The organism is Streptomyces flaveolus (assembly GCF_044765825.1).
GTDB lineage: Bacteria > Actinomycetota > Actinomycetes > Streptomycetales > Streptomycetaceae > Streptomyces > Streptomyces flaveolus.
In genome coordinates, this window is record NZ_JBIWKU010000003.1 from 131,657 (window position 1) to 152,103 (window position 20,447).

Annotated in this window: 23 protein-coding genes; 20 read left to right on the forward strand and 3 right to left on the reverse strand. The window is 74.0% G+C overall.

Features of this window, described 5'->3' with window-relative positions; all coding sequences use genetic code 11:
- Positions 1-26: 26 nt before the first annotated feature.
- The 9 genes from ACIRG6_RS10090 to ACIRG6_RS10130 all read left to right on the forward strand — a co-directional run bounded on the left by ACIRG6_RS10090 (position 27) and on the right by ACIRG6_RS10130 (position 6,866).
- Positions 27-494: a cupin domain-containing protein gene (locus tag ACIRG6_RS10090; protein ID WP_239762690.1), complete on the forward strand. Its 468-nt coding sequence runs from the start codon at positions 27-29 to the stop codon at positions 492-494.
- Entirely contained in the window at positions 491-1,780 is a 1,290-nt protein-coding gene (locus ACIRG6_RS10095) for a beta-ketoacyl-[acyl-carrier-protein] synthase family protein (RefSeq protein WP_364675676.1), read from the forward strand. The genes ACIRG6_RS10090 and ACIRG6_RS10095 overlap by 4 nt, the downstream gene beginning before the upstream one ends.
- Positions 1,777-3,024 (forward strand): ketosynthase chain-length factor, encoded by a 1,248-nt coding sequence (locus ACIRG6_RS10100; RefSeq protein WP_403321982.1) that lies wholly within the window; start codon positions 1,777-1,779, stop codon positions 3,022-3,024. Before ACIRG6_RS10095 ends, ACIRG6_RS10100 begins: the two co-directional genes overlap by 4 nt.
- 99 nt (positions 3,025-3,123) lie before the next feature.
- Positions 3,124-3,393 carry an acyl carrier protein gene (locus ACIRG6_RS10105; protein WP_239762684.1) on the forward strand — a complete coding sequence of 90 codons (270 nt, stop codon included), beginning with the start codon at positions 3,124-3,126 and terminating at the stop codon, positions 3,391-3,393.
- A 1-nt stretch (position 3,394) separates the two neighbouring features.
- The gene (locus ACIRG6_RS10110) at positions 3,395-3,874 is read left to right on the forward strand and encodes an SRPBCC family protein (RefSeq protein ID WP_350719250.1); all 480 of its coding nucleotides are present in this window, start codon (positions 3,395-3,397) and stop codon (positions 3,872-3,874) included.
- Between the two features lie 48 nt (positions 3,875-3,922).
- Positions 3,923-4,258: a TcmI family type II polyketide cyclase gene (locus ACIRG6_RS10115; RefSeq protein ID WP_318214422.1), complete on the forward strand. Its 336-nt coding sequence runs from the start codon at positions 3,923-3,925 to the stop codon at positions 4,256-4,258.
- Between the two features lie 343 nt (positions 4,259-4,601).
- A complete protein-coding gene (locus tag ACIRG6_RS10120; RefSeq protein ID WP_403321986.1) occupies positions 4,602-5,507 on the forward strand; it encodes a DUF3152 domain-containing protein in 906 nt (301 codons plus the stop codon).
- A 67-nt stretch (positions 5,508-5,574) separates the two neighbouring features.
- Positions 5,575-6,009, forward strand: a complete 435-nt coding sequence (locus ACIRG6_RS10125; RefSeq protein WP_403321988.1) for a PPOX class F420-dependent oxidoreductase — start codon at positions 5,575-5,577, stop codon at positions 6,007-6,009.
- Between the two features lie 110 nt (positions 6,010-6,119).
- Positions 6,120-6,866 (forward strand): DUF4142 domain-containing protein, encoded by a 747-nt coding sequence (locus tag ACIRG6_RS10130; protein WP_318214419.1) that lies wholly within the window; start codon positions 6,120-6,122, stop codon positions 6,864-6,866.
- Positions 6,867-6,892: 26 nt separating this feature from the next.
- Here the strand turns inward: ACIRG6_RS10130 and ACIRG6_RS10135 are convergent, their stop codons facing one another.
- Positions 6,893-7,108: a hypothetical protein gene (locus ACIRG6_RS10135; RefSeq protein WP_403321991.1), complete on the reverse strand. Its 216-nt coding sequence runs from the start codon at positions 7,106-7,108 to the stop codon at positions 6,893-6,895.
- 191 nt (positions 7,109-7,299) lie between these two features.
- Between ACIRG6_RS10135 and ACIRG6_RS37730 the strand changes: the two genes are divergently transcribed.
- Positions 7,300-8,052 (forward strand): hypothetical protein, encoded by a 753-nt coding sequence (locus tag ACIRG6_RS37730; protein WP_450152403.1) that lies wholly within the window; start codon positions 7,300-7,302, stop codon positions 8,050-8,052.
- 561 nt (positions 8,053-8,613) lie between these two features.
- On the opposite strand, the gene ku is transcribed toward ACIRG6_RS37730, so the two are convergent.
- Entirely contained in the window at positions 8,614-9,639 is a 1,026-nt protein-coding gene (gene ku / locus ACIRG6_RS10145) for a non-homologous end joining protein Ku (protein WP_364675685.1), read from the reverse strand.
- A 67-nt stretch (positions 9,640-9,706) separates the two neighbouring features.
- Between ku and ligD the strand changes: the two genes are divergently transcribed.
- The gene (gene ligD / locus ACIRG6_RS10150) at positions 9,707-10,588 is read left to right on the forward strand and encodes a non-homologous end-joining DNA ligase (RefSeq protein ID WP_318214416.1); all 882 of its coding nucleotides are present in this window, start codon (positions 9,707-9,709) and stop codon (positions 10,586-10,588) included.
- 31 nt (positions 10,589-10,619) lie between these two features.
- Here ligD and ACIRG6_RS10155 read toward each other — a convergent pair whose 3' ends face one another.
- The gene (locus ACIRG6_RS10155; protein WP_364675689.1) at positions 10,620-11,423 is read right to left on the reverse strand and encodes a nuclease-related domain-containing protein; all 804 of its coding nucleotides are present in this window, start codon (positions 11,421-11,423) and stop codon (positions 10,620-10,622) included.
- Positions 11,424-11,529: 106 nt separating this feature from the next.
- Here ACIRG6_RS10155 and ACIRG6_RS10160 point away from each other — a divergent pair, with 106 nt between their 5' ends.
- The 9 genes from ACIRG6_RS10160 to ACIRG6_RS10200 all read left to right on the forward strand — a co-directional run bounded on the left by ACIRG6_RS10160 (position 11,530) and on the right by ACIRG6_RS10200 (position 20,400).
- A complete protein-coding gene (locus tag ACIRG6_RS10160; RefSeq protein WP_350719241.1) occupies positions 11,530-12,036 on the forward strand; it encodes a protein-tyrosine phosphatase family protein in 507 nt (168 codons plus the stop codon).
- Between the two features lie 104 nt (positions 12,037-12,140).
- Complete coding sequence (locus ACIRG6_RS10165) at positions 12,141-12,944, forward strand: hypothetical protein (RefSeq protein WP_403321995.1); 804 nt, start codon at positions 12,141-12,143, stop codon at positions 12,942-12,944.
- Positions 12,941-14,185, forward strand: a complete 1,245-nt coding sequence (locus ACIRG6_RS10170; protein ID WP_403321997.1) for an ATP-binding protein — start codon at positions 12,941-12,943, stop codon at positions 14,183-14,185. Before ACIRG6_RS10165 ends, ACIRG6_RS10170 begins: the two co-directional genes overlap by 4 nt.
- A gap of 427 nt (positions 14,186-14,612) precedes the next feature.
- Positions 14,613-16,007 carry an FtsW/RodA/SpoVE family cell cycle protein gene (locus ACIRG6_RS10175; protein WP_364820295.1) on the forward strand — a complete coding sequence of 465 codons (1,395 nt, stop codon included), beginning with the start codon at positions 14,613-14,615 and terminating at the stop codon, positions 16,005-16,007.
- Positions 16,004-17,461: a penicillin-binding transpeptidase domain-containing protein gene (locus ACIRG6_RS10180; protein WP_364675699.1), complete on the forward strand. Its 1,458-nt coding sequence runs from the start codon at positions 16,004-16,006 to the stop codon at positions 17,459-17,461. Before ACIRG6_RS10175 ends, ACIRG6_RS10180 begins: the two co-directional genes overlap by 4 nt.
- Before the next feature lie 45 nt (positions 17,462-17,506).
- On the forward strand, positions 17,507-18,010 hold the full coding sequence (locus ACIRG6_RS10185; RefSeq protein WP_364820293.1) for a DUF3291 domain-containing protein: 504 nt from the start codon (positions 17,507-17,509) through the stop codon (positions 18,008-18,010).
- Between the two features lie 129 nt (positions 18,011-18,139).
- Entirely contained in the window at positions 18,140-19,078 is a 939-nt protein-coding gene (locus ACIRG6_RS10190; RefSeq protein ID WP_225636049.1) for an AurF N-oxygenase family protein, read from the forward strand.
- A 358-nt stretch (positions 19,079-19,436) separates the two neighbouring features.
- Positions 19,437-20,090: a TetR/AcrR family transcriptional regulator gene (locus tag ACIRG6_RS10195; protein ID WP_350719228.1), complete on the forward strand. Its 654-nt coding sequence runs from the start codon at positions 19,437-19,439 to the stop codon at positions 20,088-20,090.
- Positions 20,091-20,100: 10 nt separating this feature from the next.
- Positions 20,101-20,400, forward strand: a complete 300-nt coding sequence (locus ACIRG6_RS10200; protein WP_318214407.1) for a hypothetical protein — start codon at positions 20,101-20,103, stop codon at positions 20,398-20,400.
- The last annotated feature ends 47 nt before the right edge of the window (positions 20,401-20,447 follow it).

A 20,447-nucleotide genomic window follows, 5' to 3' on the forward strand; every position in this document is an offset into this window, starting at 1 on the left:
CCTTCCGTCCTTCCGGAGTGACCGACATGACAGACCAGCAGGTACGCATCGTCTCCCTCGGCGACATCGCGCCCAACACGCGCCGCGGCGGAGACCTCCGCGCCCTTCTCACCCCCACCACCGCCGGGTCGACCAGCGGTTTCATGGGCGTGGCCATCGTGCAGCCCGGCGACCGCATCGCCGAGCACTACCACCCGTACTCCGAGGAGTTCGTGTACGTCACCGACGGCACGCTCGAGGTGGACCTGGACGGGGCGCCGCACTCGCTCTCCGTCGGGCAGGGAGTGCTGATCCCGCAGAACGTGCGCCACCGCTTCCGCAACGTCGGCGGCGTCGAGGCGCGGATCGTCTTCCACCTGGGGCCGCTGGCCCCGCGGCCGGAGCTCGGCCACGTCGACACGGAGGACGCGGAGGGCAACGCCCTGCCGCACGAGGGCCACGCGGGGTGCGCCGGGCACGAGCGTCCCGCCGCCGCGGCCGAGGCGGTGTCATGACGCGGCGACGGGTCGCCGTCACGGGCATAGGCGTCGTCGCTCCCGGCGGGATCGGCGTACCCCAGTTCTGGGGGCTGCTGTCCGACGGCCGTACGGCGACGCGGCGCATCTCCCTCTTCGATCCGGCCGGCCTGCGTTCCCAGATCGCCGCCGAGTGCGACTTCGATCCCGCCGCGCTGGGGCTGGATCTCGCCACCGTGCAGCGGTGCGACCGGTACGTGCAGTTCGCGCTCGTCGCCGCCGCCGAGGCGGTGCGCGACGCGGAGCTCGACCTCGGCCGGCTGGACCCGTGGCGGGCCGGTGCCACGCTGGGCACCGCGGTCGGCGGCACGACCCGGCTGGAGCACGACTACGTCCTGGTCAGCGAGCGCGGCTCGCGCTGGGACGTGGACGAGCGGCGGGCCGAGCCGCATCTGGAGCGGGCCTTCACCCCGGCGACGCTCGCGTCGGCCGTGGCCGAGGAGTTCGGCGTGCACGGGCCGGTGCAGACCGTGTCCACCGGGTGCACGTCCGGCCTGGACGCGGTGGGGTACGCCTACCACGCCGTCGCCGAGGGACGTGTCGACGTGTGCCTGGCGGGCGCGGCGGACTCGCCGATCTCGCCGATCACCATGGCCTGCTTCGACGCCATCAAGGCGACCTCGCCGAACAACGACGACCCGGCGCACGCCTCCCGGCCCTTCGACGCCGACCGCAACGGTTTCGTCATGGGCGAGGGCGCGGCCGTGCTGGTCCTGGAGGACCTGGAGCACGCCCGGGCCCGCGGCGCGGACGTGTACTGCGAGATCTCCGGCTACGCGACCTTCGGCAACGCGTACCACATGACCGGGCTCACCAAGGAGGGCCTGGAGATGGCGCGGGCCATCGACACGGCGCTCGCCATGGCCCGGCTGGACGGCTCCTCGGTCGACTACGTCAACGCGCACGGTTCCGGCACCCAGCAGAACGACCGGCACGAGACCGCCGCCGTCAAACGGTCGCTGGGTGATCACGCCTACAAGACGCCGATGAGCTCGATCAAGTCCATGGTGGGGCACTCGCTCGGCGCGATCGGCTCGATCGAGCTGGCCGCGTGCGTGCTGGCGATGCACCACCAGGTGGTGCCGCCCACGGCCAACTACACGACCCCCGACCCCGAGTGCGACCTGGACTACGTGCCGCGCGAGGCCCGGGAGCGTTCGCTTCGGCACGTGCTGTCGGTGGGCAGTGGCTTCGGCGGGTTCCAGTCCGCCGTCGTACTCAGCGGTTCCGGTTCTGGTTCCGGCACGGAAGGAGGGCCGCGATGAGCGGACGACAACGGCCCCGGCGGGCGGTCGTCACCGGCCTCGGTGTGGTGTCCCCGCACGGCATCGGGGCGGAGGCGCACTGGAAGGCCGTCGCGGACGGCACCAGCAGCCTCGGGCCCGTCACCCGGGAGGGCTGCGAGAACCTGCCGCTGCGGGTGGCGGGCGAGGTGCGCGGCTTCGACCCGTCGGAACTGACCGAGGAGCGGTATCTCGTCCAGACCGACCGGTTCACGCACTTCGCGATGACCGCCGCGCAGCTCGCGCTCAGCGACGCGCGGTTCGGCCGGGCCGACGTCGAGTCGCCGTACTCGGTGGGCGTGGTCACCGCGGCCGGTTCGGGCGGCGGCGAGTTCGGGCAGCGGGAGCTGCAGAACCTGTGGGGCCAGGGGTCGCGGTACGTCGGCCCGTACCAGTCGATCGCCTGGTTCTACGCGGCCAGCACCGGCCAGATCTCCATCAGCAACGACTTCAAGGGCCCGTGCGGTGTCGTCGCCGCCGACGAGGCGGGCGGTCTGGACGCCCTGGCGCACGCGGCGCTGGCCGTGCGGAACGGTACCGACACGGTGGTGTGCGGCGCGACGGAGGCGCCGCTCGCCCCGTACTCGATCGTCTGCCAGCTCGGTTACCCCGAGCTGAGCCGGGCCACCGAGGCGGACCGCGCCTACCGCCCGTTCACGCAGGCGGCCTGCGGTTTCGCGCCGGCCGAGGGCGGGGCGATGCTCCTGCTGGAGGAGGAGGGCGCGGCGCGCGAGCGCGGGGCCGACACGCGGGCGACGGTGGCCGGGCACGCGGCGACCTTCACCGGCGCCTCCCGCTGGGAGCAGTCGCGGGCCGGGCTGGCGCGGGCGATCGAGGGCGCGCTGGCGGAGGCCGGCTGCCGGCCCGAGGAGGTGGACGTGGTGTTCGCGGACGCCCTCGGGGTGCCGGAGGCGGACCGGGCCGAGGCCCTCGCGCTCGCCGACGCCCTCGGGCCGCACGCACGGCGGGTGCCGGTCACCGCGCCCAAGACCGGGACCGGGCGGGCGTACTGCGCGGCGCCGGTGCTGGACGTGGCGACCGCGGTGCTCGCCATGGAGCACGGGCTGATCCCGCCCACGCCGAACGTGTACGACGTCTGCCACGACCTGGACCTGGTGGCCGGCCGGGCCCGTCCCGCCGAGTCGCGCACGGCCCTGGTCCTCGGCCGGGGGCTCATGGGCTGCAACTCCGCGCTGGTCCTGCGCCAGGGCGCGCCCACCGCCTGAGCACCGCACGGACCCGTCCCGCCCCCTCCCGAGCCATCACCATCCCGAGCGGGCGCCGCCTCCCGGTGGGCGCCGATCCGAGTGAAGGAGCACCTCCACATGACCGACCAAGTGGACTACCAGGTGACCGTCGAGGAACTGTCGGCGCTCATGAAGCGCACCGCCGGTGTGCACGTCGACCCGGTCACCCTCCAGCAGCAGGCCGACGCCACTTTCGACACGTTCGGCCTGGACTCCCTCGGCCTGCTGGGCATCGTGGCCGAGTTGGAGAAGCGGTACGGGCTGGGCCTGCCGGAGCAGGCCGAGCGCTGCAAGACGCCCGCGGATTTCCTCGCGCTGATCAACGGCGCCCTGAAGACGGGAGTGTGACATGGCAGGGCACACCGACAACGAGATCACCATCGCCGCTCCGATGCCGCTGGTCTGGGACATGACCAACGACATCGAGAACTGGCCCCGGCTGTTCAGCGAGTACGCCTCCGTGGACGTCCTGGAACGCGACGGCGACCGGGTCACCTTCCGGCTCACCATGCACCCGGACGAGGAGGGGCGGGTGTGGAGCTGGGTGTCCGAGCGCGTCGCCGACCCCGTGACGCGCACCGTCCGCGCCCACCGGGTGGAGACCGGTCCCTTCCAGTACATGAACATCGTCTGGGAGTACACCGAGACCGCGGAGGGGACCCGGATGCGCTGGGTCCAGGACTTCGCGATGAAGCCGGAGGCGCCCGTCGACGACGCGGGGATGACGGACCACATCAACCGGAACTCCCGTACGCAGATGGAACTGATCCGGGACCGGATCGAGCAGGCCGCGGGCGAGCGGCGGACCGCCGCGGTGCTCGCCGACTGATCCCGTCGAACCACAGTGCCGACCGGCACCGACGAAGGGCACCTCCCCATGCACCACACTCTGATCGTCGCCCGGATGGCTCCGGGCGCGGCACCGGACATCGCGAAGGTGTTCGCCGAGTCCGACCGCGGCGAGCTGCCCCATCTGGTGGGCGTCAACCGGCGCCGTCTCTTCGAGTTCGGTGACGGTGTGTACCTGCACCTCATCGAGAGCGACGACGACCCGGCTCCCGCCATCGGCAGGCTGACCGGGCATCCGGAGTTCCGGCAGGTCAGCGAGCGGCTCGAGCCGTACGTGTCGGCGTACGACCCGGCGACCTGGCGCAGTCCCAAGGACGCGATGGCGCGCTGCTTCTACACCTGGGACCGGAGCACCGCCGGCTGACGCCGGTCCGCCGCCCGCAGCGTCGGGGCCGCCCGCCCTCCGCGGGCGGCCCCGACGCGCGTACCGGCCGCCGTCAGGGCGCGAGGCCCGCGCGGACCGTCGAGGGCGGCCGAGGGTTGCACCGAGGGAGTCAACTCCCGGGTGAGAAGCCCCACATGAGGGCCTGTGAGGGTTTCGCACACCCTTCCGCTTTGATCTTCGTGGGGGCAGAAGCGCACAGGTGTGCCACGGGAGCGCGCCGCACACCTGTCACCGCCCGGCACCCCGTGCCGTGCCGGATCCGCACGGCGGCCGGACCACGGTCCGCCGCGCGCCCCGCCGACCAGGAGAGAGGACGCACGTCGTGGGCCGATCCACCGCCCGCCGCCCCCACCGGAGAACGGCGTCGGGGGGTGACGGGCCGAGATCCCGCACCCACGCACAGCGGCGGCGACGACGTCCGGTCCGCGTGGCCCTGGCCGGTGCCGCCTTCGGCGCCGTGCTGCTCTGCGCCGGTGCCGCCGGCGCCTACTGGCGCGACGCCCGGCTCGCGGTGACGGACGATCAGGCGGCCGACACGGCCGACGTGCTGGAGGCCGCCGAGCGGCCGGCCGGCCCCGACGCCACGGACGCGCCGCCGTCCGCGACCCCGAGCGGCAGCGCCTCCGCCTCTCCGTCCGCGTCCCCCGCCGCCGTCGCCATTCCCGCGACCGGTCCCGGCACCTTCATCACGGCGCAGGCCGACGGCACGACCGTGGGCACCGGCAGCCGCGTCCGGCGCTACAAGGTGCTCGTCGAGGAGGGCATCGACATCCGGCCGAGCGAGGCGGCGGCCGAGGTCTCCGAGGTGCTCGCCGACCGCCGCGGCTGGACCCGCGGCGGCACCGACTCGTTCCGGCTCGTCGGCTCGGGCTCGTACGACTTCGTGGTGAAAATCGCCACGCCCGGCACCGTCGACGAGATCTGCGGCGCCGCGGGCCTGCGGACCCGGGGCGAGGTGAACTGCAGCGTCGGCACGGATGTCGTGGTCAACCTCAAGCGCTGGGTGCTCGGTTCACCGGAGTTCGACGGCCCGATCGGCGAGTACCGGGCGCTGATCGTCAACCACGAGGTCGGCCACCGCATCGGCCACGGCCACGAGACCTGCCCCGGCCCCGGCCGCCCCGCACCCGCGATGATGCAGCAGATCAAGGGCCTCAAGGGCTGCGTCGCCAACGCCTGGCCCTACGACCGCGACGGCGGCTACGTCGGCGGGCCCTCGGTTCCCTGACAACGACCTGCCCCGCCGGCGGGCGGTTCGCGGGACAGCGGGCGGGGCGAGGGGTGATGATCCCTCCATGACCACCACACCCTCCTTCGACCCGCGCTCCCTGCTGACGGCGAGCCGGCTCGGCGTGCTCGCGACGATCAAGGCGGACGGCCGCCCGCAGCTGTCCCCCGTCTCCCCGTCCTACGACCCCGAGGCCGGCGTCATCCGCGTCTCGACCCGCGAGGGCCTGGCCAAGACCGCCAACCTGCGCCGGGACCCGCGGGCCGCGCTGGAGGTGACCGCCCCGGACGGCAGGTCCTGGGCCACCGCCGAGGGCACAGTCACCCTGACCGGGCCGGGCACCGACCCGCACGGCCCGGAGGTCGAGGCGCTCGTGGAGTACTACCGGGCGGCCGCCGGGGAGCACCCGGACTGGGACGAGTACCGGGCGGTCATGGTGTCCGACCGCCGGGTGCTGGTCACGATCACCGTCGACCGGGTGTACGGGGCGAATCTCGGCTGAGCGGGACGGGGGCGGGGCCGGTCCAAGTTTTGTGCCGGAGCGGTGATCGATCCGCGCGCCGTTTGCGTACCTCCTGGCGTACGAGTCCCACGCGTCGCCCTGGAGGCATCATGCGGCCGTCCCGCAGCAGGATCGGAGTCGTCGTCCTGTTCGGTGCGATGACCCTGACCCTCACCGCGCTGGCTTTCCCGGCCCTGCTCGGCCTGGACAAGCCCGACGGCAATCAGGACCGCGTCGTCGCGAGTACGAAGTACGGGCCGCTCACCGAGGCCGACCGCGACTTCGTCGTCAAGGTCCGCGCCGCCGGGCTGTGGGAGTACCCGCTGGGCGAGATGGCCATGCGGCGCGGCACGACCAAGGAGATGAGGACGGCCGGCGAGCACCTGGTCGTCGGGCACGCCGGCCTCGACGCGATGTGCCGCGAGATCGCCCCCGAGCTGGGCATCACCCTGCCCAACCTGGCCTCCCCGCAGCAGCAGGGCTTCGTGGCGACCGTCGACGCCAAGAGCGGCAGGGAGTTCGACTCCTCGGCGGTCAACATCATGCGTGTGACCCACGGTCAGATCTTCCCGGCCATCGCCAAGATCCGGGCCACCACCAAGAACACGCTCGTGCGGCAGTTGGCCGACCTGGCCAACGACACCGTGCTGGACCACATCACGGTCCTGGAGAAGACCGGACTGGTCGAGTACGACCAGGTCACCTTCCAGCAGACCGGCCCGGCGAAGCTGCCGAAGGAGAAGGTCACCCCGCCCCCGCCGCAGCCGGGGGAGCGGGTGCTGGTGCTCAGGCCGCGCCCCGACCTGAATGTGAACACGGCCGCGCCGACGCCGACGCCGTCACCGGCGGCTCCCTGACCGCGCCGCGGGAACGGCGGGGGGAATCAGGCGCCGGGGGGCGCCGTGACGTCCGCCGCCCGGACCGGCGGATGCGGCGCGGAGTCGTCCGGTGACGGGGCGAGGGGCTCACCGCCCGCCTCCCTGAAGGCGGTGAGCCCCTCGACGAATGCCGCCCGCTGCGGGGGCGCGAGCCGTTCGCCGACGGCGGCGACCTCCGCGCGGCGCCGCGCGATGACGTGCTCCACGGCGACCGCCACCACGCCGTCACCGCCCGCTTCCCGCCGGCCGAGTCCCGGGTGCCGCGATCATGGCCGGGTACGCGCGGTGGCGCCCGGGAACGGCCCGGCGTCCGTGCGCGTTCATGGGGGTGGCCGTGGACGGCGGCGAGGCGTCGTTCCGCGAGGCGGGGCGGGGCGGAGGCGTACGCGACGGGATCGGGAAGAGGGGGAACATGACGGCATCAGGACCGGACGGCGGCGCCACACCGGAGGAGCAGGACGGTACGCCGTCCGTGCCCGCGGAGGTCTGGCGCAAGTTCCTCGCGGACAGTGAGGAGGCCATCCGCGCCACCGCCCCGAGAGAACCGTCCGCCCGCGAGCGGTCCCAGGGCCACCGCCCCCGACCCCCGGCCACGGGCCCTGCGCGGGACGGGCGCCTGGGGGCGGGCCCGGGGACCGGCTCCGGGGACGCGCATCCGGCGCCGCCGGAGCCACGCCCGGGTGGGGACGCCGACACGTTCTTGGGGACCGGCGCGCTCCCCGGCTCGGACGCGCATCCCTCGCCGGACCTGCGCCCGGGTGCGTACCCGCGTCCGCGCCCCCGCCCCGGAGCGGTGCGCCCGGGGTCGGGTGCGTCGCCGGGCGGGGAGGGGGTGGACGCGGTCGGTGACCTCTGGTGTCCGCAGGAGCCGTGGGCCGGTCCGGCGTGGCGTGAGCTGGACGGCCGTGCCCGGCTCCGGCGGGCCGGAAGGGTGGTCGGCACGGCCGCCGCGGTGGCCCTCGCGCTCACGGCGTGGTCGCAGCTGTCCACCGGCCCCGGCACCCCCGCCCGCGGACCCGGCGACACCATCGGCCGACGCCTGGAGGAAACGGCCCTCCCCACCGCCGCCTCCCTGGCACCCGGCACCTCCGCGACCCCCGCGGTCTTCGCGCCCGTACCGTCAGCCGTTCCCCCGGCCCCCGCCACCACCCGGACGATCGACTGAGCCCCCACGCCACCGCCCGAGCGGCACCCGGCACTTCCTCAACCCCCACGGCCCCCAAGCCCGCACCCTCCACCGCTCCCCCGGCCCCCGCCACCACCCGGACGATCGACTGAGCGCCCGCCCCACCGCCCGAGCGACACCCGACACCTCCGCGACCCCCGCGGCCTTCAAGCCCGGACCGTCCACCGCTCCCCCGGCCCCCGCCACCACCCCGACGATCGACTGAGCCCCCGCCCCACCGCCCAAGCGGCACCCGGCACTTCCGCAACCCCCGCGGCCTTCGAGCCCGGACCGTCGGCCGTTCCCCGGGCGTCCGCCACCGCCCGGGTGGCGCCCCGCGTCCTCGCCCGACCAACGCCCCGCACCGGAACCCGCGCCCGCACCCGGCTCAGCGCCGCGCGCCGGCGTCCGCGGCCCGCGTCCGGCCCAGTGCCCGCACCAGCACCTGTGCCGGCGCCCACGCCCCACCCCGCCCAGCACCCGCACCAACGCCCGGAACCATCACCCGGCCCAGCACCCCGCGCGCCCGAAGCCCGCGGTCGGCCACCGTCTCCCGTGGGGTCACGCGCTGCGTCTGCGGGATGCCGTCTTCTTCGCGGTGCTCTTGGCCGCCCCCTTCTTCGCCGTGGTCTTGGCCGCCGTCTTCTTCCCGGACCCGGCGGCCGTCGACTTCTTCGTGGCGGCGGCCGTCTTCTTCGCCGCCGTCTTCTTCGCGGCGGTCGACGTGGACTTCTTGCCGCCGGTCTCCTTCGGCGTGCGGGCCGCCGCCGTCTTGGGCAGCGTCCTGACCTCGGCCTCCTCCCCCTCCTCGCCCCGGGACTCGCGCGCCGCCCGCACGCTGTTCTCCAGGGCGGCCATGAGGTCCAGCACCTTGCCGGACCGCGCCGGCTCCGGGCTCTCCGGGGGCGCCTCGCCGGCGGCCTTCGCGGCGATGACCTCCTCCAGCGCCTCGCGGTACTCGTCGTGCAGGTCGTCCAGGTCGATCTCCCCGAGCGTGTCCATCAGGGCGTCCGCGAGGTCCAGCTCCTGGTCGCGGACCGTGACGTTCGTGTCCGGGGCGACACCCTCGGGGGCGCGCACCTCGTCCGGCCACAGCAGACCGTGCATCGCGATCGCCTCGCCGACGACCCGCAGCATGCCCAGCCGCTCACGGCCCCGCAGCGCGTACTTGGCGATGGCGACCCGGTTGCTGCGCTTGAGTGCCTCGCGCAGCAGGGTGTACGGCTTGGCGGCGGGGGCGCCGCTCGCCGCCAGGTAGTACGCGGCGTCCAACTGGAGCGGGTCGATGCGCTCCTCGGGCACGAAGGCCACGATCTCGATCGTCCGCGCGGTCGGGATCGGCAGGTGGGACAGGTCGTCGTCGGTGATGGGGATCATCGAGCCGTCCGCGTCCTCGTAGGCCTTGCCGATCTCGCCCTGGGTGACCTCGCGGTCCTCCAGCTCGCAGACCTTGCGGTACCGGATCCGGCCGCCGTCCTCGGTGTGGATCTGGCGGAAGGAGATCGCGTGGCTCTCGGTCGCGTTCACCAGCTTGATCGGGATGCTGACCAGGCCGAAGGAGATGGCGCCGTTCCAGATGGACCTCACGTGCAGCACCCTTCCGATCGCTTGCCACGCTGGGCGGTTTGTCCGTGTTTCATGAGATTCTCATCGTATGGCGCCTATCACGGAGGTGGAGGGGCGACGGGTGGCCCTCAGCAACCTGGAGAAGGTGCTGTATCCGGCGACCGGCCTCACCAAGGGCGAGCTGCTGCACTACTACGCGACGACCGCCGAGGTGCTGCTGCCGCACCTGCGGGACCGCCCGGTGTCCTTCCTGCGGTACCCGGACGGACCGGACGGCCAGCTGTTCTTCACCAAGAACGTGCCGCCGGGTACGCCCGACTGGGTCACCACCGCCGAGGTGCCCCGGTCGGAGGGGCCGGCCCGGATGGTGCTGGTGCAGGACCTGGCGAGCCTGATGTGGGCGGCCAACCTGGTGACCGAGTTCCACACGCACCAGTGGACCGCGGACGATCCCGGCGAGGCCGACCGGCTGGTGTTCGATCTGGACCCCGGGCCGCCCGCGACCGTGGTGCACTGCTGCGAGGTCGCGCTGTGGCTGCGGGACCGGCTGGCGGCGGACGGGCTGGAGGCGTACGCCAAGACGTCCGGCGCGAAGGGGCTGCACCTGCTGGCCGGGGTGCGCGGGTCGTCGTCCGAGCGGGTGTCGGAGTACGCGAAAGCGCTGGCCGTGGAGGCGGAGCGGGCCCTGCCTCGGCTGGTGGTGCACCGGATGACCCGCAGCCTGCGCCCCGGGAAGGTGTTCGTGGACTGGAGCCAGAATGCCGCGCGCAAGACGACCGCCGCGCCGTACACGATGCGGGCCCGCACCGAACCGGCCGTCTCCACGCCGGTGACGTGGGAGGAGGTGGCCGCGTGCCGGCGGGCGGAGCAGCTGGTGTTCCGGGCGGGGGACCTCGGACCGCGGGTGCAGGACTACGGCGACCTGCTGGCACCGCTGTTCGACCGGCGCCGGGCGGCGCCGCTGCCCTGACGGTTCCCGGGCCCGTCCCGACGCCGGACCGTCACACCCGCGTCCACGCGGTGCGGTCCCGGGCCATCGCGTGCAGGGCCTCCACGTCCGCCGGCTTGAGCACCCCGCCCGGGCGGGCCAGGCCGGGCAGCTCCTCGGCCGTGAGGACGCGGACCTCGCGCGGCGGGACCGCGACCTCCACGCCGGCCGGGCCGGCGAGGACCAGGACGGGCCGGACCTCGGCGGTCAGGGCGTAGGAGGCGCGGTCGGCGTCGGCGCGGACCCGGTCGAGCAGGGGCCACGGCGCGCGGCGGCCCAGGGTGACCAGCGGGTCGGCGATCCGGACCCGCTGCCTGCGGGCGGGCAGCACATGGAGGGCGAAGAGGCCGCCGGGCCCGATCACCAGGTGGTGGATGCGGTCCCCGCCGGGCAGCGGGACCGAGTGCAGGGTGTGCCAGCCGGCGCCTTCGAGCCGGTCGAGGACCTGCCCGGTCAGCTGCTCGGCCGCCAGCTCCCGGCGGCGCGGGTCGGGCCGCAGCCGGTGCGCCGGGCCGGGGTCGCGGTCCAGGGCGACCAGGAGCGCCTCGCCGGGCCGGTTGGGGGCGAGGTCGTCGTCCGGGTGGAGGGAGAGCCGGGCCAGCTCGGCGGGGGTGGGGACCGGGGGCGGCCCGACGGTGACGGGGCCGGTGAGGAAGGGCCCGAGGGCCTCCAGCACCTCGTCCTCGCGCTCGTCGCTCAGCAGGCTGACCCGGGACGCCTCACGGTCGTACCAGGCGATGTTCCCGCCGTCCGCGCGGCAGACGTAGAGCCGCTCCCGGCCGTGCCGCCAGGTCGGTATGACGCGCAGTCCGCTCATGCACCATCACCCCACGACCATGGGACCAGGAGGGTGCTCGTGGGGCAAGACCGGGCTACCTTGGAACGGGAACGGGGCAGGTCCTCGGGCGGGATGGGGAGGCGCGTTGCGTACCCGTGGCAAGGGATCCGACGTACCGGCCCCGGCGAGGCCGTGGGACGAGATCGTGCCCGGACTGTGGATGGGCGGGCACGAGTTCAGGCGGCAGGGCGGACTGCTGGAGTCCGCCGTGGTGCGCGACGAGTTCGACCTCGTGCAGACCCTGCTCAGGCTGCCCGGTCACGGCCCGGACCCGGGCGTCGAGCACCAGGTGTGGCCGATCCCCGACGGGCCGCTGGACGGGACACAGCTCGCGGGGGTGATCCGGCTGGCCCAGGCCGCGGGCGAGGCGCTGGACGAGGGACGCAGGGTCCTGGTCCGCTGCTACCACGGCTACAACCGCTCCGGACTCGTGGTGGCCCAGGTCCTGATGCACCGAGGCCGCGGCGCCGAGGATGCGATGCGGCTGATCCGGACCCGCCGCTCGCCGTGGGCGCTGCACAACGAGCTGTTCGCGGAGTATCTGCGGGCCGGTCTGGTGACCGCCCGGCTGCTGGAGGAACTGGCCGAGTAGCCCGGCACGCGGCCGGGCAGGCAAAATGGACTCCCGTACGAACGAGGGTGCGGGGCCACCGACGACGATCGCCGACTCGCCGATCACCGAACTCCAGGAGTGCCGTGCTCCCCAGCCGCCGTGGGCGCCCGGCCCGTGTCCCCGCCGCCTGCGTGCTGCTGCTGGCGACCGCGGCGGCCTCGGTGACGGTGGCGGGCTGCGGTGACACGGGCGGGCTGCGGAGCGCGGGCCCCACATCCACCGCGGTCAGTCCCGCCCGGCTGTGGCCCGACCTGACGCCGGCGTCGTCCCCGGCCTACGACATCGGCGAGGTGGACCACGAGGTGGTCGAGGGCGTCGCCGTGCCGGGCGGCGACATCCGCCGTGCGGACCCGCTGGCCGCGGTACGGGCCGAGATCGCCGCGCACCCGAAGGACTACGCGGGCGACAAGGCGCCGTACCGCGAGACGGCCCGCCGCATGGCCGACTGCGGCGCAGCCGGCGAGAGCGCCCGCTGCCCCGTCCTCAAGCCGTACTACCGGGACCTGACCGGCGACGGGCACGCCGAGCTGACGCTGGGCTTCCGGCTGCTGCCCGCGAAGATGACGGCCGTGCGCGTCTACAGCGTGGAGAAGGGCCGGCTCGTGCGCGTCATGTCCTACGAGGACGCCGTGAGCACGGTCGAGCTGGCCGGGCGGTCGCTGATCGTCCGGTCGCCGTCGGAGGTGGCGGGCTACGAGTACCGCCTCCAGTGGACCTGGGACCCCGACCAGAACGCGATGCTCCTCACCCACGACGAGATGCTGCGCACCGGCGACGCGGCGGGCGCGAAACGCCCCACCGCCTCCCCCACCGCCTCGCCGTCCGCCTCCCCCACCGCCTCGCCGTCCGCGTCGCCGTCCGCCTCTCCGTCGGCGAGCACCCGGTGAGGGCCGTCCTGCCGCGGTGGGCCGGCCCGCTCGCCCTGAAGGCCGCCGTGTTCATCACCGTGATGTGCTGCGCGCTCGCCGCCCTGCTCGGCGTCCTGGTGCACGTCTCGGTGACCGACCAGACCGTGGGGCAGGCCCGGGACGTCGCTCTGGCCCGGCTGCGGGAGGCGACGGCGGCGTACGAGGCCGGGGACCCGCTGCGCCCGGGGGCGAGGGTCGATCCGCCGGGGCTGCCGCGGTCGCTGCGGGAGCTGGCCGCCTCCGGCCGGCGCGGGACGATGGTCGCCGAGAACGGCGGGCGCCCCACGATGTGGGCGGCGGGCCCGGCCGACGGCGGCCGGGTCCTCGCGGTGCGGGTCGACCACTCCCAGGGCGAGCGCACCATCGACGGCCTGGACCGGGCGATCGTGTGGTCGTCGGGGCTGGCGATCGGGGCGACGCTGGTGGTGGGCGCGTTCGCCGTGACCCGGGTGACGCGCCGGCTGCACACGACGGCGCGCGTGGCGCGGCGGATCAGCGCGGGCGACCTCGACGCGCGGGTCGGTGATCCCCGGACGAAGGATCCGACGCGCCCGCAGGACGAGGTGGCCTCGGTCGCCACCGCGCTGGACTCCATGGCGGCGTCGCTGCAGGGCAAGCTGCTCGCCGAGCAGCGGTTCACCGCGGACGTGGCGCACGAGCTGCGCACCCCGCTGACCGGGCTGCACGCGGCGGCCGAGCTGCTGCCGCCGGGCCGTCCGACCGAGCTGGTGCGGGACCGGGTGGCCGCCCTGCGCACGCTCACCGAGGACCTGCTGGAGATCTCCCGGCTGGACACCGGGCGGGAGCGTCTGGAGGCGGACCCGGAGGAGCTGGGCGCGCTGGCCCGGCGGGTCGTGCGGGGTTCCGGCACCGATGCGCGGGTGGACGTCGTACGGGACGCGCGGGTGGAGACCGACCGGCGGCGGCTGGAGCGGGTGCTCGGCAATCTCGTCGCGAACGCCGACCGGCACGGGCGGGCGCCGGTGGTGCTCACCGTGGACGGGCCGGTGATCACCGTGCGGGACCACGGGGACGGCTATCCGGAGTACCTCCTCGCGCACGGGCCGCAGCGGTTCCGCACCGAGAGCGGCGCGAAGGGGCACGGGCTCGGGCTGACGATCGCGCTGGGGCAGGCGGAGGTGCTCGGCGCGCGGCTGGAGTTCGCGAATCCGCCCGACGGCGGGGCGCTGGCGATCCTGACGCTGCCTCAGCGGCCCTGAACCGGCACGCTCGCCGCCGGCTTCGCCGTCACGCCCGCCGTCGCGAACGACGACTGGGACGGCGGGGGCTCCGGTTCCGGCAGCATCACCGGCGACCTTGCCGGGGAGAACGGCGGCGACGGGGGCGGGCGCGACGGCCGGCAGCAGCAGGGCGACCACCGGGGCCGCGTCACGGCCGACCGGCTCGCCCTGCGCATCTCGCCGAGCCGCGGCTCGCAGGTCATCCGGTACGCCCGCCGGGGCGAGACCGTCCACGTCTACCGCAAGGCCCCCGGCGACCGGGTGCGGGGCAACCCGCTCTGGTCCCTCCTCACGGAGGGCACGGGGGCCTGGGGCGCGGCCCGCTGCATCGACAACATCGGTCCCGCGCCGCGCTGGTGTTGATGCCGACAGCTCGCACACCCCATCATTTAGGTAAGTTCCGGACATGACCAAGTCCGGAACCGAGACCGGAATCACCGTGGCACAGGCGGACACCCCCGCTCCCGCCGCCCGCCTCCCCCGGCGCCGTGGCATCGAACTCGCCCTCATCGTCATGGCCGTCCTGCTGTCGGTGTTCGGCTACTGCAACGTCGGCCTCGCCCAGCAGGGCACCCTGCCGCCCGGCGCCGCCGGTTACGGCGCCGGGCTCGGGGTGCTCGCGGTCTTCGCCCATCTGGCGGTACGGCTGCGCGCCCCCTGCGCCGATCCGCTGCTGCTGCCCATCGGCGTGCTGCTCAACGGCCTCGGCCTGGTGCTGATCTACCGGCTCGACCTGGAGACGCCGGACGACCGGGCGGCACCGGCCCAGCTGGTGTGGTCCACGCTGGGCGTCGCGCTGTTCATCGTCGTCGTCCTGCTCCTGCGCGACCACCGCGCCCTCCAGCGCTACGCCTACGTGTGCGTCGCCGCCGCGCTCGTCCTGCTGACCGTGCCGATCCTGTTCCCGGCCGTGAACGGCGCCCGCATCTGGATCCGCATCGAGGGCTTCTCCATCCAGCCCGGCGAGTTCGCCAAGGTGCTCCTCGCCGTGTTCTTCGCCGCCTACCTGGCCGCCAACCGCAGCGCCCTGGCGTACGCGGGCCGCCGCGTGTGGCGGCTGCAACTGCCCACCGGCCGGGTGCTCGGCCCGATCGTCGCCGTGTGGCTGGTCAGCGTCGGCGTCCTGGTCCTGGAGCGCGACCTCGGGACCTCGCTGCTGTTCTTCGGCCTGTTCGTCGTCCTGCTCTACGTCGCCACCGGCCGCACCGGCTGGATCGCCGTCGGCCTGCTGCTGGCCTCGCTGGGCGCGGTCGCCGTGGGCTGGCTGGAGCCGCACGTGCACGGCCGGGTGGAGGACTGGCTGCACCCCTTCGCGTCGATCGAGGCCGGTGTGGGCGCCAACCAGCTCGCCCAGTCGCTGTTCGCGTTCGCCGCGGGCGGGGTGACCGGCACGGGCCTGGGCCTCGGGCACTCCGTCCTGATCGGCTTCGCCGTCAAGTCGGACTTCATCCTGGCGACGGCCGGGGAGGAACTGGGCTTCCTCGGTCTGACCGCGATCTTCCTGCTGTACGCGTTGCTGGTGGAGCGCGGCTTCCGCGCCGGCCTCGCCGCCCGCGACCCGTTCGGCCGGCTGCTCGCGGTCGGCCTCTCCTCGATCGTGGCGCTCCAGGTGTTCGTCATCGCGGGCGGGGTGACCGGGCTGATCCCGCTGACCGGCATGGCGATGCCGTTCCTGGCCCAGGGCGGTTCGTCGGTGGTCACCAACTGGGCGATCGTGGCCCTGCTGATCCGGGTCAGCCACGCGGCCCGCAGCCTGGGCGACGGGGCGGGCGGCACCGTGAGCGGGGAGGAGCCGCGATGACCCGGTACATCCGGCACGCCGCCGCCTTCTGCGCGCTGCTGCTGGTCGCCCTGGTGGTGAACGCCGCCCGCGTCCAGATCGTCCAGGCGCCGGAGTACGACGACAACCCCGCCAACCGGCGTCCGGACATCGCCCGTTACCAGCAGCCGCGCGGCAACATCCTGGTCGGCGGCGAGCCGGTCACCGGCTCCCGGGACACCGGCGAGCACCTGCGCTTCGAACGGACGTACGCGAACGGCCCGATGTACGCCCCGATCACCGGCTTCGCCTCGCAGGTGTACGGCACGACCCTGCTGGAGCACGCCGAGGACAGCCTGCTGTCCGGCGCCGACCCGATGCTCGCGCCGCTGCCGTTGTGGAACGACGTCACGGGCAACCGCAACCCGGGCGGTGACGTGGTGACGACGATCAACGGGGCCGCGCAGCAGGCGGCGTTCGAGGGGCTCGGCGGTCACAAGGGGGCGGTGGCCGCGATCGAGCCGTCGACCGGGCGGATCCTGGCACTGGTGTCCGCCCCGTCGTACGACCCCCAGCTACTGTCCGGGAACAGCTCGGCCGCCACCCGGACCTGGGAGCGGCTGAACGGCGACCCGGACAAGCCGATGCTCAACCGTGCGGTGCGCCGGACCTATCCACCGGGTTCGACGTTCAAGGTGGTCACCGCGGCGGCGGCGCTGGACGCGGGCCTGATCCCGGACCTCGACGCGCCGACCCGCTCCCCCGACCCGTACACGCTGCCCGGCACGCGGACGCGGCTGACGAACGAGGGCGAGGGGTGCCGGGACGCCTCGCTGCGGGAGGCCTTCGAGTGGTCCTGCAACACGGTGTTCGCCAAGCTCGGCGTGGACGTGGGCGTGGCGGACATGGCGGCCACGGCGGAGGCGTTCGGATTCAACGACGACGGGCTGCGCGTCCCCTTCTCGGTCGCGCGGAGCACCTTCGACACCTCGGTGGACCGCGCGCAGCTCGGACTGTCGTCGATCGGCCAGTACAACACGCGGGCCACCCCGCTGCAGATGGCGATGGTGGCGGCGGCCGTGGCCAACGACGGGCAGGTGCGGGCGCCGTACCTGGTGGAGCGGACGGTGCGGGCGGGCGGCAGCCTCGTGGCGACGGCCGGGTCGCGGCCCGCCCGGCAGGCGATGCGGCCGTCGACGGCCAGGGAGCTGAAGGAGCTGATGACCGGCGTGGTGGAGGACGGCACCGGCGCGAACGCGGCGATCCCGGGGGCCACGGTCGGCGGCAAGACCGGCACCGCCCAGCACGGCGTCGGCAACTCGGGTACTCCGTACGCCTGGTTCGTCTCGTGGGCGCAGGGCGATCAGGACCTGGAGCCCAAGGTCGCGGTGGCGGTGGTCGTGGAGGGCACCCCGGGCGGCCGGGAGATCATCAGCGGGGGCGGGCTGGCGGCACCGATCGCGCGCGCGGTGATGGAGGCGGTGCTCGCGGAATGAGACGGGGGTACCGGCACCCAGACAGCCCGACCTAACGTTCGGTACATGACTGACGCCGCGTACGAACTCGCACAGGTCAACATCGCCCGCCTCAAAGCACCCTTGGAATCGCCGCAGTTGAAGGACTTCGTGGACGGGCTCGACCCGGTGAACGCCGACGCTGACTCCGCCGAGGGGTTCGTGTGGCGCCTGCAGAGCGAGGCGGGGGACGCGACCGACATCCCGGTCCTCGGGGACTCCTGGCTGATCATCAACATGTCGGTGTGGCGGGACGCGAACGCCCTGACGGCGTTCATGTACCAGGGGCAGCACCGGGAGATGCTGGCCCGGCGCAGAGAGTGGTTCGAGCGGGTGGCCGAGGCGATGGCGACCCTGTGGTGGGTCCCGGCGGGCCACCGGCCGACGGTCGCGGAGGCGGAGTCACGGCTGCTCCACCTGCGCACGCACGGTCCGACGCCGTACGCCTTCACCCTGCGGACGTCGTTCCCGCCGGGGGCGTCGAGGCCGGCGGCGGTCGAGGTGCCGGAGGGGCTCGGCTGCTCGGTCTAGGGACCTGAGCACCCCTCACTTCTTTACTCGCGGTCAACAAGTCTCGCCCAGGGGATTGACGAGCTTGCTGACAGGCAGTCTCATAAGACGAGTGAGTGACCGCGGGTAACACGAAGAGGTGGGACAGCCATGACGACCCTGACGGAAGCCGACGCGCTCGACGGTCTGCGCGACGCGCTCGGCCTGCTCAAGGACCGGGAGCAGGTGGCCGAACGGCTCCTCGACTCGTCCGCCAAGCACTCCTTCGACCCGGACAAGGAACTGGACTGGGACGCGCCCTTCGAGGAGGGCAAGTGGTTCTGGCCTCCGGAGCTGGTGTCGCTGTACGACACCCCGATGTGGAAGCGGATGAGCGAGGAACAGCGCATCCTGCTCTCCCAGCACGAGGCCGCGGCGCTCGCCTCGCTCGGCATCTGGTTCGAGCTGATCCTCATGCAGCTGCTGGTGCGGCACATCTACGACAAGGCGGCGACGAGCGCGCACGTGCGGTACGCGCTGACGGAGATCGAGGACGAGTGCCGGCACTCCAAGATGTTCGCCCGGCTGATATCCCGCGGTGAGACCCCGTGGTACCCGGTCAGCCCGGTCCACCAGCACCTGGGCCGCCTGTTCAAGACGATCTCCACGACGCCCGGCTCCTTCACCGCCACGCTGCTCGGCGAGGAGGTCCTGGACTGGATGCAGCGGCTGACCTTCCCGGACGAGCGGATCCAGCCGCTGATCCGGGGCGTCACGCGCATCCACGTCGTGGAGGAGGCCCGCCACGTGCGCTACGCCCGTGAGGAGCTGCGCCGCCAGATGGTGACGGCCCCGAAGTGGTCGCAGGAGTTCACCCGGGTCACCTCCGGCGAGTTCGCCCGCGTCTTCTCCAAGGCTTTCATCAACCCCGAGGTCTACACGAACGTCGGCCTGGACAAGCGGGAGGCCCTGGCACAGGTCCAGGCCAGCGGCCACCGCAAGGAGATCATGCAGACCGGCGCGAAGCGCCTGACCGACTTCCTGGACGACATCGGCGTCCTGCGCGGAGCCGGCCGCCGCCTGTGGAAGTCCTCGGGCCTCCTGGCCTAGACACGCAGCCGACCCCCCTGAGCTGCGGGCAGCAGTGCCGCCGCGGCTGCGGCACTCGACCTGCCGTAGCTGCGGGCAGCAGTGCCGCTGGGGCGGCACGGGTGGGCGGTGGGGGTCCCCCCGCTCATGGGGGTCCCCCCGCGCGAGCGCAGCCGAGCGTGGGGGAGAAGCCGAGAGTGGGGAGGCACCCCGGCAGCGCCGGGCGCCGCGGCCCACCCCCGCCCCGCACCAGCGCCGGACACCCCCGCAGCGCCGGACCACGTGACGTACCCCCCGCCGGACCCGACGGCACGTTCCGGACACCGCCCACCGCACCGGCCCCCCAGCCCCACCCAGCGGAGCGATTACGCTGCGGTCCATGACCCCGCAGGCCCCCACCCCCGCCTACCGCCGGCTCAGCGTCGAGGAGCGCCGCGGTCAGCTGCTCGACGCCGCGCTCGCCCTCTTCGCGCACCGGCCGCCGGAGGAGGTCTCCCTGGACGACGTCGCGGAGCAGGCCGGGGTCTCGCGCCCGCTGGTGTACCGGTACTTCCCCGGCGGCAAGCAGCAGCTCTACGAGGCCGCCCTCAGGTCGGCCGCCGACGAGCTGCGGCAGTGCTTCGACGAACCCCGCGAGGGGCCCCTGCTGACCCGGCTGTCCCGCGCCCTGGACCGCTACCTGGCCTTCGTCGACCAGCACGACACCGGCTTCAGCGCCCTGCTGCGGGGCGGCAGCGTGGCCGAGACCTCCCGGACCACGTCCATCGTGGACGGCGTGCGCCGGGCCGCCGCCGAGCACATCATGAGCCACCTGGAGGTCGCCGAGGCCGGCCCGCGGCTCCGGATGACCGTGCGGATGTGGATCACGGCGGTGGAGGCGGCCTCGCTGATCTGGCTGGACGAGGGCAAGCAGCCGCCCGTCGACGAGCTGCGGGACTGGCTCGTCGATCAGTTCCTCGCCATGCTTACGGTTACCGCGCGGCGCGACCCGCAGACCTCGGCGCTGGTCGAGGTGCTGGCGGAGGATGTCTGACACTGGTGCCGTGAAGAGCGAAGACACCCCCTTCGAGGGCGGCCCCATGGACGGGCGGGTGCTGCCCGTGCTGGTCGGTCCGACCGGGCATCCGCCGAAGACGTACCGCATCCCCGTACCGGCCCCGGACGGCGGACCGCCCACCGTGCTCGTCTACCGTCGCGTGCCCCGCTCGGAACGGGCGCGGATCGGGTTCGCACGCTGGAAGTACGCCTACGATCCCGAGGGCGGCAAGGGCTCCCGCCGGCGCTGGCCGTGGTCCCGGCCGGACGCCACGCCGGGTGGCAAGCCGGACGACGCCGACGGGTGACGTGATTGCGCCGAACCGCGCACACCGGCGCGCGCGTTCCGCAAGAT

Bases quoted from the DNA above. Each gene is read 5' to 3' on its own strand.
- ACIRG6_RS10090 (WP_239762690.1), top strand. From the start codon at position 27: ATGACAGACCAGCAGGTACGCATCGTCTCCCTCGGCGACATCGCGCCC.
- ACIRG6_RS10095 (WP_364675676.1), top strand. From the start codon at position 491: ATGACGCGGCGACGGGTCGCCGTCACGGGCATAGGCGTCGTCGCTCCC.
- ACIRG6_RS10100 (WP_403321982.1), top strand. From the start codon at position 1,777: ATGAGCGGACGACAACGGCCCCGGCGGGCGGTCGTCACCGGCCTCGGT.
- ACIRG6_RS10105 (WP_239762684.1), top strand. From the start codon at position 3,124: ATGACCGACCAAGTGGACTACCAGGTGACCGTCGAGGAACTGTCGGCG.
- ACIRG6_RS10110 (WP_350719250.1), top strand. From the start codon at position 3,395: ATGGCAGGGCACACCGACAACGAGATCACCATCGCCGCTCCGATGCCG.
- ACIRG6_RS10115 (WP_318214422.1), top strand. From the start codon at position 3,923: ATGCACCACACTCTGATCGTCGCCCGGATGGCTCCGGGCGCGGCACCG.
- ACIRG6_RS10125 (WP_403321988.1), top strand. From the start codon at position 5,575: ATGACCACCACACCCTCCTTCGACCCGCGCTCCCTGCTGACGGCGAGC.
- ACIRG6_RS10130 (WP_318214419.1), top strand. From the start codon at position 6,120: ATGCGGCCGTCCCGCAGCAGGATCGGAGTCGTCGTCCTGTTCGGTGCG.
- ACIRG6_RS37730 (WP_450152403.1), top strand. From the start codon at position 7,300: ATGACGGCATCAGGACCGGACGGCGGCGCCACACCGGAGGAGCAGGAC.
- ligD (WP_318214416.1), top strand. From the start codon at position 9,707: ATGGCGCCTATCACGGAGGTGGAGGGGCGACGGGTGGCCCTCAGCAAC.
- ACIRG6_RS10155 (WP_364675689.1), bottom strand. From the start codon at position 11,423: ATGAGCGGACTGCGCGTCATACCGACCTGGCGGCACGGCCGGGAGCGG.
- ACIRG6_RS10175 (WP_364820295.1), top strand. From the start codon at position 14,613: ATGACCAAGTCCGGAACCGAGACCGGAATCACCGTGGCACAGGCGGAC.
- ACIRG6_RS10180 (WP_364675699.1), top strand. From the start codon at position 16,004: ATGACCCGGTACATCCGGCACGCCGCCGCCTTCTGCGCGCTGCTGCTG.
- ACIRG6_RS10185 (WP_364820293.1), top strand. From the start codon at position 17,507: ATGACTGACGCCGCGTACGAACTCGCACAGGTCAACATCGCCCGCCTC.
- ACIRG6_RS10190 (WP_225636049.1), top strand. From the start codon at position 18,140: ATGACGACCCTGACGGAAGCCGACGCGCTCGACGGTCTGCGCGACGCG.
- ACIRG6_RS10195 (WP_350719228.1), top strand. From the start codon at position 19,437: ATGACCCCGCAGGCCCCCACCCCCGCCTACCGCCGGCTCAGCGTCGAG.